Annotated in this window: 16 protein-coding genes; 3 read left to right on the forward strand and 13 right to left on the reverse strand. The window is 72.1% G+C overall.

Annotated features, from left to right (window positions below; genetic code table 11):
* The first annotated feature begins 186 nt into the window (after window positions 1-186).
* Entirely contained in the window at window positions 187-2,325 is a 2,139-nt protein-coding gene (locus BIU91_RS01505; RefSeq protein WP_071403898.1) for an acyl-CoA dehydrogenase, read from the forward strand.
* A 91-nt stretch (window positions 2,326-2,416) separates the two neighbouring features.
* Here the strand turns inward: BIU91_RS01505 and csrA are convergent, their stop codons facing one another.
* From csrA to BIU91_RS01570, 13 genes are all read right to left on the reverse strand, one after another.
* Complete coding sequence (csrA, locus tag BIU91_RS01510) at window positions 2,417-2,695, reverse strand: carbon storage regulator CsrA (RefSeq protein ID WP_071403899.1); 279 nt, start codon at window positions 2,693-2,695, stop codon at window positions 2,417-2,419.
* Window positions 2,696-2,699: 4 nt separating this feature from the next.
* A complete protein-coding gene (locus tag BIU91_RS01515; protein ID WP_071403900.1) occupies window positions 2,700-3,665 on the reverse strand; it encodes a hypothetical protein in 966 nt (321 codons plus the stop codon).
* Entirely contained in the window at window positions 3,640-5,694 is a 2,055-nt protein-coding gene (locus BIU91_RS01520; RefSeq protein WP_027465543.1) for a flagellar biosynthesis protein FlhA, read from the reverse strand. The genes BIU91_RS01515 and BIU91_RS01520 overlap by 26 nt, the downstream gene beginning before the upstream one ends.
* On the reverse strand, window positions 5,691-6,884 hold the full coding sequence (locus BIU91_RS01525; RefSeq protein WP_071403901.1) for an EscU/YscU/HrcU family type III secretion system export apparatus switch protein: 1,194 nt from the start codon (window positions 6,882-6,884) through the stop codon (window positions 5,691-5,693). Before BIU91_RS01525 ends, BIU91_RS01520 begins: the two co-directional genes overlap by 4 nt.
* Window positions 6,885-6,888: 4 nt before the next feature.
* On the reverse strand, window positions 6,889-7,647 hold the full coding sequence (locus tag BIU91_RS01530; RefSeq protein ID WP_071403902.1) for a flagellar biosynthetic protein FliR: 759 nt from the start codon (window positions 7,645-7,647) through the stop codon (window positions 6,889-6,891).
* Window positions 7,647-7,922, reverse strand: coding sequence for a flagellar biosynthetic protein FliQ (locus BIU91_RS01535; protein WP_027465541.1), 276 nt, complete (start codon window positions 7,920-7,922; stop codon window positions 7,647-7,649). Before BIU91_RS01535 ends, BIU91_RS01530 begins: the two co-directional genes overlap by 1 nt.
* Window positions 7,923-7,931: 9 nt before the next feature.
* The gene (fliP, locus tag BIU91_RS01540; protein WP_027465540.1) at window positions 7,932-8,768 is read right to left on the reverse strand and encodes a flagellar type III secretion system pore protein FliP; all 837 of its coding nucleotides are present in this window, start codon (window positions 8,766-8,768) and stop codon (window positions 7,932-7,934) included.
* Window positions 8,765-9,325 (reverse strand): flagellar biosynthetic protein FliO, encoded by a 561-nt coding sequence (locus BIU91_RS01545; RefSeq protein WP_071403903.1) that lies wholly within the window; start codon window positions 9,323-9,325, stop codon window positions 8,765-8,767. Before BIU91_RS01545 ends, fliP begins: the two co-directional genes overlap by 4 nt.
* 7 nt (window positions 9,326-9,332) lie before the next feature.
* Entirely contained in the window at window positions 9,333-10,037 is a 705-nt protein-coding gene (gene fliN / locus BIU91_RS01550) for a flagellar motor switch protein FliN (protein ID WP_071403904.1), read from the reverse strand.
* On the reverse strand, window positions 10,037-10,915 hold the full coding sequence (locus tag BIU91_RS01555) for a flagellar motor switch protein FliM (protein WP_084740413.1): 879 nt from the start codon (window positions 10,913-10,915) through the stop codon (window positions 10,037-10,039). Before BIU91_RS01555 ends, fliN begins: the two co-directional genes overlap by 1 nt.
* Before the next feature lie 97 nt (window positions 10,916-11,012).
* Entirely contained in the window at window positions 11,013-11,942 is a 930-nt protein-coding gene (locus tag BIU91_RS01560; protein ID WP_084740416.1) for a flagellar motor protein MotB, read from the reverse strand.
* Window positions 11,943-11,944: 2 nt separating this feature from the next.
* Window positions 11,945-12,769: a MotA/TolQ/ExbB proton channel family protein gene (locus BIU91_RS01565; protein ID WP_071403906.1), complete on the reverse strand. Its 825-nt coding sequence runs from the start codon at window positions 12,767-12,769 to the stop codon at window positions 11,945-11,947.
* Between the two features lies 1 nt (window position 12,770).
* Window positions 12,771-13,067, reverse strand: a complete 297-nt coding sequence (locus tag BIU91_RS01570) for a flagellar FlbD family protein (protein ID WP_027465534.1) — start codon at window positions 13,065-13,067, stop codon at window positions 12,771-12,773.
* A 241-nt stretch (window positions 13,068-13,308) separates the two neighbouring features.
* Here BIU91_RS01570 and BIU91_RS01575 point away from each other — a divergent pair, with 241 nt between their 5' ends.
* Both BIU91_RS01575 and BIU91_RS01580 read left to right on the forward strand, forming a co-directional pair.
* Window positions 13,309-14,148 (forward strand): DUF4397 domain-containing protein, encoded by an 840-nt coding sequence (locus BIU91_RS01575; RefSeq protein ID WP_071403907.1) that lies wholly within the window; start codon window positions 13,309-13,311, stop codon window positions 14,146-14,148.
* 14 nt (window positions 14,149-14,162) lie between these two features.
* On the forward strand, window positions 14,163-14,795 hold the full coding sequence (locus BIU91_RS01580; protein WP_084740419.1) for a class F sortase: 633 nt from the start codon (window positions 14,163-14,165) through the stop codon (window positions 14,793-14,795).
* Window positions 14,796-14,857: the final 62 nt, after the last annotated feature.

Raw genomic sequence — 14,857 nt, forward strand, 5'->3', positions numbered from 1 at the left:
GCCCCTGGCCGGGTGGGCACGCCCAATCGTCGAACCCCGCTCATGTCTTTGGAGGGTTCCCACGACCTCGTGACGGCACCGGCGACACGGGGTTGTGCGGCCCGCACGGCGTTCCCGCCACTGTCGGCACCGGTGTCTAGCGTGGACGGTGCAACACGGACACCGCAGTTCAGGAGGACTCCGCCCATGGTCGACACCGCACCCGCCCAGCGCACCACCCCCGCCAGTGGAAGCGACACCGCGCCGGACGTCGCCGCGCAGCACGCCGCGCCGAACGCCGACGCCGCCGGCGACCCGGCAGCGGGCACCCCGACCGCCGGCACGGACACCGACGTCCGCATCGACGTCGAGCTGGTGCAGGAGCTCCTGCTCGGACGCTGGGCCGAGGACCGCCGGATCTCCCGGCGGCTCGCGCTCGACCCCGCGATGCAGAAGATCGAGGGCCAGCCGATCCCCGAGCACCGGGCACGCGTGCTCGAGCAGCTCCGGACCCTGGTCGACGCCGGGGCGATCCAGCGTCCCTACCCCGCCGAGTTCGGCGGCCAGGACAACCACGGCGGCAACCTGGCGGCGTTCGAGGAGCTCGTCGTCGCCGACCCGTCGATGCAGATCAAGGCCGGGGTGCAGTGGGGACTGTTCGGGTCCGCCGTGCACCACCTGGGCACCGAGGCGAACCACCGCGAGTTCCTGCCGGGCATCGTCTCGTTCGAGGTCCCCGGCTGCTTCGCGATGACCGAGACCGGCCACGGCTCGGACGTGCAGAGCATCGCCACGACGGCGACGTACGACCCCGCGACCGAGGAGTTCGAGATCCACACGCCGTTCCGCGGTGCGTGGAAGGACTACATCGGCAACGCGGCCCTGCACGGCCACGCCGCCGTCGTGTTCGCGAAGCTCGTGACCGCCGGTGTCGACCACGGCGTGCACGCGTTCTACGTCCCGCTCCGCGACGCCGAGGGTGCGTTCCTGCCCGGGGTCAGCGGCGAGGACGACGGCCCCAAGGGCGGGCTGAACGGCATCGACAACGGCCGGCTCGCGTTCGACCACGTCCGGGTCCCCCGCACCAACCTGCTGAACCGCTACGGCGACGTCGCCGCGGACGGCACCTACTCGTCGCCGATCGCCTCGCCCGGCCGCCGGTTCTTCACGATGCTCGGCACCCTGGTGCAGGGCCGGGTGTCGCTCGACGGCGCCGCGGTCGTCGCCCAGAAGATCGCGCTGCAGATCGCCCTGACCTACGCCATGCAGCGCCGCCAGTTCCCCACCGGTGACGGCACCGAAGGCGTGCTGCTCGACTACGGCCGGCACCAGCGCCGGCTCATCCCGCGCCTGGCGACCGTGTTCGCGCAGTCGTTCGCGCACGAGAAGCTCCTGCGCACCTTCGACGACGTCTTCAGCGGTCGTGAAGACACCCCGGAGCGCCGGGAGGACCTGGAGACCCAGGCCGCGGCGTTCAAGTCGATGTCGACCTGGTCGGCGCTCGACACCCTGCAGGAGGCCCGCGAGGCCTGCGGCGGTGCCGGGTTCCTCGCCGAGAACCGTCTGACCGGGCTCCGCGCCGACCTCGACGTCTACGTGACGTTCGAGGGCGACAACACCGTGCTGCTGCAGCTCGTCGGCAAGCGCCTGCTCACCGAGTTCCGCGCGAAGGCGCCGAAGGACCCGGCGTCCACCGCGAAGTTCGTGGCGGCCGTCGCGGCGTCGAAGCTGGCCGATGCGTCCGGCATCCGTCGCCTCGGCCAGACCGTGGCCGACCGCGGGTCCCTGGCCGCCAGCGTCGCCGACCTGCAGGACCCCCGCACGCAGCGCGAACTGCTCGCCGGTCGGGTCGACACCATGGTCGCCGAGATCGGCATGCGCCTGGCGTCGGCCGGCAAGGACCGAGCCCGCGCCGCCCGACTGCTGAACCGCTCGCAGCACGAGCTCATCGAGGCGTCGAAGGCGCACGCCGAGCTCATGCAGTGGGACGCCTTCACCGAGGCGCTCGACGAGGTCACCGAGGGCGACACCCGACGGGTGCTCGTCTGGCTGCGCGACCTGTTCGCGCTCGGCCTGCTCGAGCAGCACCTGGACTGGTACCTGCTGCACGGTCGGCTGTCGGCGCAGCGTGCCCGTGCGGTCTCGGCGTACATCGACCGGCTCGTCGCCCGGGTCCGGCCCATCGTGCCGCAGCTGGTCGAGACCTTCGGGTACGAGCCCGGTCACGTCCGGGCGCCGATCGCGCTCGGTGCCGAGCAGGCCCGACAGGACGAGGCCCGTGCCTGGTTCGCCGCCGAGGCCGCCGCCGGCCGGCTGCCCGAACAGGAGAAGAAGCCCCGTCCGTGACGGACGTGCAGCCCCGCCCGTGACGGACACACAGCCGCAGCCGTGATCGACGAGCAGCCGCGCCCGTGACGGGCGTGGCTGCGTCGGACGGCTAGGAGTCGGTCGGTCCCGACGGAGTCGAGCCGTCCGCGGCAGCCCCGCCACGCGCTCCGAGCGCCGCGCGCAGCTGCGCCTCGGCGTCGTCACCGGCAGCGGCGGCCTCGGCGTTCGCCTCGGCGACCGCACGCACGACCTCTTCGCGCTGGATCTTCACACCGCGCGGGGCGTCGATGCCGATCCGGACGCCGTCGCCCCGGGAGTCGAGCACCGTGATGACGATGTCGTCGCCGACGAGGATCCGCTCGCCGACCTTCCGCGTGAGTACCAGCACCGGTTCAGCCTAGCGACACGACGGGCAGCCCCAGCAGGTCCACCGACCCGGGCGTGGCGGTCTCCCCCGCACCGATCGCCACGACACCGACCACGGGCAGCCGCGAGGCCACCGCGGACACCATCGCGGCCGAGTCCGCGGGCTTCCGCCCGACGTCGACCACGACCCACACCTGGTCGGCCTGCAGCGCGTCGCCGGTCGCCCGGTCGTCCCACGCGGCGACGGCGAGCACCGCGTGACCGTCCCGGACACCGTCGGCCCGCGCCAGGATCGCGGCACGGCGGTCGGCGGCGTCCGTCGGGCGGAGCGCGTGCCGCACCGCGAAGAGCCCGGCGGCGGCGTCGACGTCGTTCGGCCGCCCGACCAGGAGCACCAGGTCACCGTCCGCGGACCGCACGGCGGGCGCGGTGGACCGGGCCACCGGAGCAGGCGAGGGCGCGTCGAGGACGCGGGACGGGCCTCCCGACCGGGTCTCGACGACCGGCTGCGCGACGGCCACCGCCTGCGTGTCGACCACCGTCTGCGCGTCGGCGGCGGCCTGGAGGCGCGGGTCGACCCCGGCGGGCACGTCCGGCTCGGCCGGCGCGCGCGTCGGGCGCGGGTCGCGCGGCGTGATCCCGTCCGCCTGGAACCCGTCGAGCACCGACGCGAAGGCGTCGGCCCGCGTCGTCGCGGTGCCGTCGGTGCCGGCGATGCGTGCCTCGGCTGCCTCGGCGTCGGCGAGCAGCGCGGCGATGCCGACGCGCTGCACGGGCGAGTCGGCGATGATCACCCGGGCGGTGGGCTGGTCCGCCGGTTCCGGCACCTCGACGGTGGCCTCGACGTGCGCCTTGCGGAACAGCCCGCCGAAGCCCGGCGTGGTCACGCGTTCGGCCGCGACGATCCGCGCACCCGCACCGAACTCGGTCCGGACCGCGTCGCGGACGGACTCGAGCGTGGCGCCGCTACGCTGCAATCGGGTCGGCGGCACGGACCACTCCCACGGTCTCGATGGTGGAGCCCGCGGCGGTGGCCTCCTGGTACGAGAGCACCGGGAGCCCGTTCGACTGGGCGGCGACCATGCGGTGCACGGCCGGGCGGAGCTGCGGTGCGCAGACCAGGACGGCGGAGAGCCCCTGGTCCTCCACGGAGCGCACGGCGTCGCGGACGGAGCCCAGGACCTGCTCGATGCGGTGCGCGTCGAGCACGATCTGGCTGCCCTGCTCGGACGGCCGGAGCCCCTCGAGCATCGACTGCTCGAGCATCGGGTCGATCATGATGACGCGCAGGGTGCCGGCGTCGGTGTGCCGGGCGGCGAGGGCCGGGCCGAGGGCCGCACGGGCGGACTCGACGAGCCCCTCGGGGTCGGTCGACACCTTGGCGCGGAGCGTGAGGGCCTCGCAGATCCGGCCGAGGTCGTTGATCGGCACGCGCTCGGCGAGCAGGCCCTGCAGCACCCGCTGCAGTTCGGCCATCGAGAGCATGCCGGGGACGAGCTCCTCGACCGCGGCGGGGTTGACCTGCTTGACGCCCTCGGTCAGGACCTTGACGTCCTCGCGGGTGAGCAGGCGCGCGGCGTTGTCGCCGATGACCGCCTGCAGGTGGGTGACGAGCACGGAGACCCGGTCGATCACGGTCGCTCCGGTCATCTCGGCGGCGTGCCGCAGTTCGGCGGGCACCCACTTACCGGTCAGGCCGAACACCGGCTCGACGGTGGAGGTGCCGGGCAGGCCGTCCAGGTGGTCGCCGAGCGCCAGGACGCTGCGGGCGGGCGCGGTGCCCCGACCGGCCTCGACGCCGGCGATGCGGATGGCGTACGTCGACGGCGGCAGGTCGATCGAGTCGCGGGTGCGGACCGGCGGGACGACGATGCCCATGTCGATCGCGATCTTGCGGCGGAGCGCACGCACCCGGCCGAGCAGGTCGTCCGAGGCGCCGGAGACCATGTCGACCAGGTCGGGGGCGAGCAGGATCTCGAGGGCGTGCACGCGCATCTGCTCGAGCAGGTCCTCCGGGGTGTCGCCGGTCGGTGCGGCGGCCGCGAGTGCCTGCTGCTGGGCGGCGTCGGCCTCGGCCCGGGCGGCGTTCCGGCCGATGCGCCAGCCCGTGAAGAGCAGGGTCGCGCCGACGAGCAGGAAGGGCAGGATCGGCATGCCGGGGATGAAGCCCATCGCGATCGCGGCGACACCGGCGATCATCAGGGCGTTCCGCGACTGCGACAGCTGGGTCGCGGCAGAGGACCCCATCTCGGACTCCGCACCGGACCGGGTGACGATCATGCCCGTGGACACCGCCATGAGCAGCGCCGGGATCTGCGTGACCAGGCCGTCACCGATCGTCAGGATGCCGTACTTCGACAGGGCGTCGGTGGCGGACAGTCCGTTCTGCAGCATGCCGATCGCGATGCCGCCGATCAGGTTGATGATGATGATCAGGATGCCGGCGATCGCGTCGCCCTTGACGAACTTCGACGCACCGTCCATCGCGCCGTAGAAGTCGGCCTCGGCGGACACCGCGGCGCGGCGCTCCTTGGCTTCCTGGTCGGTGATGAGCCCGGCGTTCAGGTCGGCGTCGATCGCCATCTGCTTGCCCGGCATCGCGTCGAGGGTGAAGCGTGCCCCGACCTCTGCGACGCGCTCAGCACCCTTCGTCACCACGACGAACTGGATGACGATGAGGATGAGGAAGATGACCGCGCCGATGATGATCGACCCGGAGACGGCGACGTGGCCGAACGCCTGGATGACGTCACCGGCGAAGCCCTCGCCGAGCACCAGCCGGGTGGACGCCACGTTGAGGCCGAGCCGGAACAGCGTCGCGACGAGCAGCAGGGACGGGAACACCGAGAAGTCGAGCGGCTTCTTCACGAAGAGCGTCGTGAGCAGGATCACCAGCGCCAGCAGGATGTTGATGATGATCAGGAAGTCGAGCAGGAACGACGGCACCGGCAGGATCAGCAGCAGGATGATGCCGACGATGAACACCGGGACGACGAGCTTCGGCAGGTCCTTGCGGTTCATGCGGGGAGTCCTTCGGTCTGGTTCTCTGCGGTGCGCGGTGTGCGGAGCTTGCGGGGGCGGAGGTCACCGGTCAGGGTGGCGGGGTCGATGACGCTCGCGACCTCGTCCGGGGTGGTCGGCCGCGGCGGTGCGTGCGTGCCGGAGGCGGTGCCGCGGGCCTTGAGCGCCATCACGAAGGACAGGACGCGGGCCACCGGCGTGTACAGGTCGACGGGGATCTCGTGCCCGAGCTCGCACGCGGCGTGCAGTGCCCGGGTGAGCGGGACGTCGCGGACGATCGGCACGCGCTCGTCCTCGGCACGGGCGCGGATCACGTCGGCGACCGGGCCGGCCCCCTTCGCGACCACCCGGGGCGCGGACTTCCCCGGCTCGTACTTGATCGCGACGGCGTAGTGGGTCGGGTTCGTCATCACGACGTCCGCGGTGCCGATGGCCTGGATCATCCGGTTGCGGCTCATCGCGAGCTGACGGGAGCGGCGCTGCGACTTCACCAGCGGGTCGCCGTCGCTCCGCTTGTTCTCGTCCTTGACCTCGCGCTTGGTCATCATCGTGCGCTTCCGGTTGCGGCGGATCACCACGAACACGTCGAGGGCTGCCAGGACGAGCCCGGCGACGATCGCGGCGCGCAGCAGGGTGCCCGACCCGGCGGCGGCGGCCTCGAGCACGGCCGACAGCGGCAGCGAGCCGCTCGTCATCAGGACCGGCATGAGCCCCTGCACCGCGAACCACAGGACGAGCCCGACGACGGCGGTCTTCAGCAGCGCCTTCGCCCCGTTCCAGAGCGCCTGGGTGCCGAACACGCGCTTCAGCCCGGCGACGGGATCGAAGTGGTCGGGCTGCGGCGTCATCTTGCGGAAGTGCACCCCGCCCTGGGTGACGGCGGCGGCGAGCACCGCGACCGCGACGACCGCGAGCATCGGGCCGAGGGTCGCACCCATCGAACCGAGGGCGTCGGCGAGCAGGGCCTGCACGGCACCGAGCTCGGGGTCCTCGATGACCCGCTGCACGGCGAGGAGCTGGTCCTGTCCGGCGGCCGCGGCGTTGCCGATCGCGGCAGGGATCATGAGCGCCGCGACGGCGATCCCGATCCACGCGCCGAGGTCCTGCGAGCGGCCGATCTGGCCCTTCTCGTGGACCTCGCGCATCCGCTGCTGGGTTGCCTGTTCGGAACGTTCTCCGCTGTCGGACACGTCGTCACCCCCGTCCCGTGATCGCCTCGACGGCGTCGCCGGTCAGCGAGGACACCACGGAGGGCAGGGCCATGAAGAGCGCGCCGGCGAACAGGACGGTCAGGCCGATCTTGATCGGGAAGCCCATCTGGAACGCGTTGAGCGCCGGTGCCACGCGGGTCAGCAGCCCGAGGCCGACGTCGGCCAGGAACAGCACGACGACGAGCGGTCCGGCGATCTGCAGGGTGGCGAGGAACATCTGCGACATCGCGGTCACGAGCATCGACGCGAGCCCGTCCACCGCGAAGGTGCCGGTGAGCGGCACGGCGTCGAACGACCGCACCAGGCCACCGACGATGAGCTGGTAGCCGCCCGAGGTGAAGAGCAGCGCAAGCGCGGTCATCTGGAACAGGCGGGTGAACTGGGCGCCGTTGACCTGGGACTGCGGGTCGAACGCCTGCGCGAGCGTGAACCCGCCGAACAGGTCGATGAGCGCACCCGCCGACTGGACGGCGGCGAACACCAGGAACACCAGGAACCCGAGGGACAGCCCGACGACGAGCTGGGTGAGCAGGGCGAGCAGGAACGGCCCCGTGTCGAGCGACTCGTAGCCGACGGCGACGCGCGGGGCGACGCCGATGGCGAGCCCCAGCCCGAGGATCACCTTGACGGTGCCGGGGAACGCCCGGTACGAGAACGGCGGCGCGATGACGAAGAACGCGACGAGCCGGACGCCTGCGAGCATGGTCGCCTCCAGACGGTCGGCGTCGATGCTGAGCTCCATCAACCGGCCCCGAGCAGCTTCGGGATCATGTCGAAGGCGACGTGCGTGAACGCGATCATCTCCGAGATCATCCAGTTGCCGCAGACCACCAGGGCGATCGCGACGGCGACGGCCTTCGGCACGAACGAGAGCGTGACCTCCTGGATCTGCGTCACCGACTGGAACAGCGAGATCGCGAAGCCGACGACGAGCGAGGTGATGAGCACCGGGGCGGCGAGCTTGCCGGACACCAGGAGCGCCTGGAGCACGAGGTCGATGACTGCCTGCTGGTTCATGCGTGCCCCCTAGACAACGTGGTAGCTCTCGATGAGCGACGTGATGATGAGGCCCCAGCCGTCGACCAGCACGAAGAGCAGGATCTTGAACGGCAGCGAGATCATGACCGGCGGGAGCATCATCATGCCCATCGACATCAGGGCTGCGGAGACGACGAGGTCGATCACCAGGAACGGGATGAAGATGACGAACCCGATGATGAACGCGCTGCGGAGCTCCGAGATGATGAACGCCGGGATCACCGTCGTCATCGGCACGTCCGCCATCGACTTCGGGTTGTCGAGCCCGGCGGCGCGGGTGATCAGGGCGACGTCCTCGTCGCGGGTCTGGTGGAGCATGAAGGTCCGCAGGGGCTTCGTGCCGATCTCGACGGCCTGGTTGAAGTCGAGGTGCCCGGCCAGGTAGGGCTGCAGGGCGTCGTCGTTGATGTGCCCGAGCACCGGTGCCATCACGAACAGCGACAGGAACAGCGCCAGTCCGGCGATCACCTGGTTCGGCGGGATGGACTGCAGCCCGAGCGCGTTCCGGGTCATCGCGAGCACGACGAAGATCTTCGTGAACGACGTCATCATGAGCATCAGCGCGGGCGCGACGCTCAGCAGCGTGATGCCGATGAGCGTCACCACGGCCGACGACGGGGTGCCGTCCGGGCCGTTCACGCTGACGCTGAAGTCACCGGTCGCGGGGGCGGTCGGGGTCGCCGGGGCGGTGGGTTCGACGACACCGGCGGCGTGCGCACCCGTCGTCGTGAGCATCAGGAACCCGGCCACGACCGCCAGGCCGAGCAGGACGAGGGCGACGAGTCGACCCGACCGTGCCAGCCGGTGCGGCCCTGCCGCGGTCACCCGGCCCGCCGGTTCCGCAGCGCGGCGGCGGCCTGGCGCCAGGTGTCGACCGACAGGATCGAGCCCTGCAGCTGCTGCGCGCTCGGCACGGCGCGCTGCGGGCGACGGTTGCGTGGGCGCATCGGCAGCGGCGCGACGGCGCTGGTCGCGTCGGTCGTGCGGGTCACGTCGTCCGTGTCTGCCGGGAGGCCCGTGGTCGCGTCCGACTGCTGCGCGAGTTCCCGACCGAACGCGTCGGCCGACGGGGCGGGACGCACGGGCAGCGCCACCGGTCCGGTCACGATGGTGAGTTCCGGCGCGGGCGCCTGCCCGCTGGTGAGCAGGTTGACCCCGTGCTCGGACACGCCGAGCACGAGCCGCTCCCCCTCGACGTCGACCACGACGACGCTCGCCTTGCCGCCGATGCCCTGCCGACCGACGACCTCGACGGTCGCGGCACGACGGCCCGACGGCTTGCCCGAGAAGCGCTTGCGGCTCGCGCGGTGCAGCACCCACATGAGGGCGAGCACGACGCCGAGCGAGAGCGCGACGCGGAGGGTGACGACGAGGGTGTCCACGTGCGGGTCAGACCGTTTCGGCGACGTCGAGGATGCGGGTGATCCGGACCGCGTAGTCCTGGTCGACGACGACGACCTCGCCGTGCGCGATGAGGCGGCCGTTCAGCAGGACGTCGGCGGGGGCACCGGCACTGCGGTCGAGCTCGACGACGGCGCCGGGCTCCATGCCGAGCACGTCGCGGACCGACATCCGGGTGCGGCCGATCTCGACCGTCAGGGTCATCTCGACGTTGTTGATCCGGCCGAGGTTGCCGGCGGGCAGGTTCGCCACGACGGGCGCGGACACCGTGCCGTTCTCGCGGACCCGGATGCCGAACCACCCGGCGGGCAGGCCACCGGCGGTCAGTTCGAACACGACGGTGTCCGGGTCGGCCAGCAGCGACGCGGCCGACTCGCGGTTCGCCTCGCCGAGCACCCCGACGCCGAGGACCCCGGCCGCGGCCTCGAGCGACGGACGCAGGACGTCCGTGACGGCCACGATGCCGTGGTCGGTGCCTCCGGCGGCCGTGATCGACTCGAGGTCGGTGAGCACGAGCGCCAGGTCGGCCGACAGGCCGCCGACGAACGAGGCGACCACGGCGTCCGTCGCCGCGTCGAGCACGACCGGTGTCGCGCCTCCAGGCAGGAGCACCGCGGTCAGGGGGGCGGCCGTCGGGAGCTGCGCCGCGAGCGACTCGGCCGCTGCGGTGTGGAGGGTGGTCGTTTCGGTCATCAGTGCTGCTCCGTGCTCGTGGTGGTGACGACGATGCCGGCGAGGCGCGAGCCGTTCGCGCCGACCGCGGCGGTGCCGACGGGTTCGCCGTCGACCGCGATGGTGAGGGGCCGGTGCTGCGGGTGCGGCAGCGGCAGGACGTCGCCGACGGCGAGCCGCAGGACCTGCGTCGGCAGGACCGCGGCCGGGGCGAAGCGCAGGCTGACGCCCACGGGCACGCTCTCGAGTTGCGCGTCGAGCAGGGCTCGGGCGTCGGCGGGCGACACGTGCGCGGCGGCCTCGCCGAGCTGCGGCAGGACGGCCTCGGCCGGCAGGGCCAGCGTGCCGGGGGCGATGCGGTCGCCGACCCGGATCGAGAACGAGGCGACGATCATCAGGTCGCCCTTCTGCGCGGCCTGGGCGAACTGGCTGTTGAACTGGAACCCGCCGACCGTGACGTCCTGCGCGAGCAGCCCGCCGAACGAGTAGCGGAGGTCGTCGAGGGCGTCCTCGACGATCTTGCGGACCAGGGCCTGCTCGATGGGCGTGAAGGTGCGGTCCGGCGTCGGCAGCGGCTTCGAGGCGCCCAGCGCGTGCGACACCCAAGTCAGCGCGGCGTCGAGCGGGACCTGCAGCACGCCCTTCGGGGTCAGGCCGGTGATCGGCAGCAGCACCATGCCGGTGAGTGCGGGCAGCGACGCGGCGTACTCGTCGTACGTCGTCATCTCCACCTGCTCGCAGGTGACCTGGCTGACCGCGCGGACCTTCGCCGTCAGCTGCGTGCCCCACTGGCGCGCGAACGTCTCGAAGGCGAGCTCGAGGACCCGGGCGTGCTCACGGGCCAGCGTCGACGGGCGCGCGAAGTCGTACACCTCGGGCGCTGGCAGGGTCTCGGTCACGGGTGCGTCTATCGGTCACCTGTGGGGCACCCGTCAGTGCTGTACCCCGTAGTGGGGCGGTGGCGGCAGCGCTGGTGCGCTCCGCCCGCTGCGTGTCTCAGCCCTGCTGTGCTCCGTCCTGTGCCTTCGCCAGCGCCGGCATGAGGGCGCTGACGTCCTGGTCGGCGTTCGACAGGACCACGATGTCGACCCGCCGGTTCAGGGCGAGGTCCCGGTCCGTGCCGCCCTTCGCCAGCGGCCGGCTCGACCCGAACCCGACGCTCTGCACGTGGTCGCCGGGCATCCCGCCCCGCTCGACCAGGTCGCGCAGGACCCCGGTCGCCCGCGCCGCGCTGAGCTCCCAGTTGGTGGCGTACGGCGCGGTCGAGTTCCGCTGGTCGGCGTGGCCCTCGACGCTGACGTCGTGGTCGGAGGTCTTCAGCACCGGCGCGATGGCGTCCATGATCGACCGCGCCTGGTCGGACAGGTCCGCGCTGTTCGTGCCGAAGTACGTCTCGCTGCCGATCAGCCGGACGATCAGGCCGCGGGCGTCCACGGTGAACTGGACGTTCTCGGTCTGCCCCGCCTTCGCCAGGTTGCGCTGGATCGCACGCTCGAGCTTCGTCAGGTCGTCGAGCTCGCGCTTCGCCTCGGCGAGGTCCTGCTTGCTCGCCGTCGTCGGCACCACCGTCGACGCGGGGTCGACGTTGGTGTCCTTCGTGCCCGACGAGGCGGTCGAGTGGTCCGCCTGGGACTTGTCCGTCGAGTAGCCGGAGCCGTCCTCGACCTGGTCCTTCGTCACGACGGTGCCGCTCGCGGTGTCGATCTTCTGCGAGTCGACCTCGCCGAAGCCGGTGGCGAGCGACTGCTTCAGCTGGATGTACTTCTCTTGGTCGACGGTGGACATCGCGAAGAGCACGAGGAACATGCACATCAGCACCGTGATCATGTCCATGTACGACGCCATCCAACGCTCGTCGGGGTGCTCGGCCTCGTCGTGGGACTTCTTCGCGCGACCGCGGCCGCGGCCCCGGGGGTTGGCACTCACGGTCAGGCCGCCAGCTGCTGGTCGTCGGCCGCGTCGACCTTCTTGCCGCCCTTGCCGCCCTTGCCGCCCGTGTCGGCGCGGGCGGCGGGCGGGACCATGGCCTTCAGCCGCTCGCCGAGCAGACGGGGCTGGCTGCCGGCCTGCACCGCGAGCAGCCCCTCCATCAGGAGCGTCTGGCGGTCCGACTCGAGCTGGGCGAGCTTGCGCAGCTTGCCGCCGATCGGCAGCCACATGAAGTTCGCGGTCAGCAGGCCCCACAGGGTGGCGACGAACGCGCTGGCGATCAGCGGTCCGAGCTCGTCGGGCTTGCCGAGGTTCGCGAGCACGTGGGTCAGCGAGACCACGGTGCCGATGATGCCGACGGTCGGGGCGAAGCCGCCGAGGCCCATGAAGAACGCGCTCGCGCTCCGGGTCGGTGCCGCGTTCGACTCGATCTCGTCCTCGAGCAGGATCCGCAGCTCGTCGCCGTCGGTGCCGTCCGCGATGTTCTGCAGCGCCTTCTTCATGAACGGGTCGTCGTGCTTGTCGGCCTCCTGCTCGAGGGCGAGCAGGCCGTTGGCGCGGGCGGTCTCGGCGAGCCCGACGACGTCGTCGATGACCGACGCCGGCGGGGTGACCTTGCCGGTGAACGCCTTCGGCACGGCCTTGAAGCTGGCGATCGCGTCCTTCAGCGTGGTGCTCGCGATGCCGCAGCCGATGGTGGCGCCGAACACGAGCAGCATCGGGGCGGGCAGGAAGAGTCCACCGAGCTCGACGTGCTCCATCTGGACCATGCCGAACAGGGCGCCGAAGGCGAGCAGGATGCCGACGATCGTTGCGATGTCCACGTCAGCGACCCCCGTCCAGCGCGCGACCGTGCTGCGTGGAGCGGAGTGCGGCGACCGGGGCGAGCGTCGGCTGCGGGCCGGTGTTCGTGCGGGGGGCCTGGTCGGTGCCGTAGGCCATCCCGACGATGCGTGCGCGGTACGCGGCGATCAGGTCGATGACGTCGGCCATCGACTCCCGCACGATGTACTTCGCGCCGTCGACCATGATGAGCGTCGTGTCCGGCGTCTCCTGGATGCGCTCCACGAGATCGGGGTTCACAGCGAATCCGCTGCCGTTCAGTCGTGTGACGACGATCATGGCCCGTCCTGGTTCTCGATCGTCCCGCCGCCGTCCGTGGGGCGGGATGCGGGCCCGTCCGTGGGCCTGCACGGAGGACTATCGGCGGGTGTGACGGGTGCGTTAGCGACGCGTTCGGGCCGTCTCAGCTGATCCCCAGGAAATCGCTGCATCCGATCGGGGTGCTCCGGCGGTAGTGGGGGTACGACGTCGAGGACGACGTCGTCCGCACCGGCCCGGACAGGCCCGAAGGAGACACGTCATGCGCAAGACACTCGCCACCGGCCTCAGCGCCGGTGTCCTGTTCGCCGCCGCTGCGGCCGTACTGCCCGCGACCGCTGCGACCGCCGCCACCGGCGAGGCGACGCTCTCGGTCCTCCACGCCGTCCCCGACGTCACCGTCGACGTCTACCTCGACGGCGAACGTGCCATCGACGACTTCACCCCGGGCACCCTCGCCGGCCCGATGATGGTGCCGGCCGGTGCGCACCAGCTCGCGATCACCGCCTCGGACGCCACCGACGCGTCGAAGCCGATCATCGGCCCGGCGGACGTCTCGTTCGACGCCGGCGGCAACTACACCGCCGTCGCGCACGACGCCACGGACGGGTCACCCACCGCCACGGTGTTCACCAACGACACGTCGGCCGTCGCGGCCGGCCAGGGACGTCTGGTCGTCCGGCACGTCGCCGCCGCACCGGCCGTCGACGTCCTCGCCGGCGGGAAGGCCGTCGTGTCGAACCTGTCGAACCCCGACGAGCAGGCACTCGAGCTGCCGGCCGGCACCGTGTCGGCGACCGTCGCCGCCACCGGGACCACCGACCCCGTGATCGGCCCGGCGGACGTCGCGGTCACCGCGGGCTCGTCGACCATCGTCTACGCCTGGGGCAGCCTGGACGACGACAACCTCGCCCTCGCCACGCAGACGATCGCGGACCTCGGTGGCACGCCGAACGGCGTCCCCGCCGGGAACGCCGGTCTCGTGGCCACGAACGACCAGGACCCCCTGCCCCTGGTCGGCGCAGCGGCGGCCGCACTGGCCGCCGCTGCCGCGATCGGGGCCGTGGTGCTCCGCCGCCGGCACGCAGCGACCCGCCGCTGAACGTGCCACGCCCCGTGCGGTCCGCCACGGTGACGCTCGTCGTCGCCGTGGCGGCCGCCGCCCTGACCGGGTGCTCGTCGGCCGGGACCGCCCCCGGCGGGCAGCCGTCCGTCCTGCCGACCACCACCCCCTCACCGGTCCCGTCGGCGTTTTCGACCGAGGTCCCGCAGCAGGCCGCCACGATCCCCCCGGTCCGGGACGCCCCCGCCCCCACCACCATCACGGTCGACCACGCCGGCATCCGCGCGCCGATCCGCCCCGAGGGGGTCGACGAGGACGGCGCCATGGCGCTCCCGCCCGACCCGGCCACCGCGGGTTGGTACCGGTTCGGTGCCGCACCGTCGTCCACCGAGGGCACCGTCGTCATCGCGGCCCACGTCGACGCGGTCGGCTACGGCATCGGCCCGTTCTCCCGGCTCGGCGACGCCCCGACCGGCACCCGGGTCACCCTGACCGACGCGGACGGTGCCGAGACCGCGTGGCGGATCGACTCCGTCAGCATGCTCGAGAAGCAGGGACTCCCCTGGGGCGAGGTGTTCCGCGAAGACGGACCACGACGGCTCGTCCTGGTGACCTGCGGTGGGACGTTCGACGCAGCCACCGGACACTACGAGAGCAACCTCATCGTCACCGCGGTCCCGGCCTGACCGTGGCGACGATCCGCCCCCTACGATCGGATCGTGGTCGACGACGACCGCGCCAGCGACAG

It is taken from the genome of Curtobacterium sp. MMLR14_002 (assembly GCF_001864975.1).
Taxonomy (GTDB): Bacteria; Actinomycetota; Actinomycetes; order Actinomycetales; family Microbacteriaceae; genus Curtobacterium; species Curtobacterium flaccumfaciens.

Coding starts and splice junctions, on each gene's coding strand:
- fliN (WP_071403904.1), bottom strand. CDS start 10,037: ATGACCGAAACGACCACCCTCCACACCGCAGCGGCCGAGTCGCTCGCG.
- BIU91_RS01530 (WP_071403902.1), bottom strand. CDS start 7,647: ATGGAGCTCAGCATCGACGCCGACCGTCTGGAGGCGACCATGCTCGCA.
- BIU91_RS01505 (WP_071403898.1), top strand. CDS start 187: ATGGTCGACACCGCACCCGCCCAGCGCACCACCCCCGCCAGTGGAAGC.
- BIU91_RS01570 (WP_027465534.1), bottom strand. CDS start 13,067: ATGATCGTCGTCACACGACTGAACGGCAGCGGATTCGCTGTGAACCCC.
- BIU91_RS01520 (WP_027465543.1), bottom strand. CDS start 5,694: ATGAACCGCAAGGACCTGCCGAAGCTCGTCGTCCCGGTGTTCATCGTC.
- BIU91_RS01575 (WP_071403907.1), top strand. CDS start 13,309: ATGCGCAAGACACTCGCCACCGGCCTCAGCGCCGGTGTCCTGTTCGCC.
- BIU91_RS01535 (WP_027465541.1), bottom strand. CDS start 7,922: ATGAACCAGCAGGCAGTCATCGACCTCGTGCTCCAGGCGCTCCTGGTG.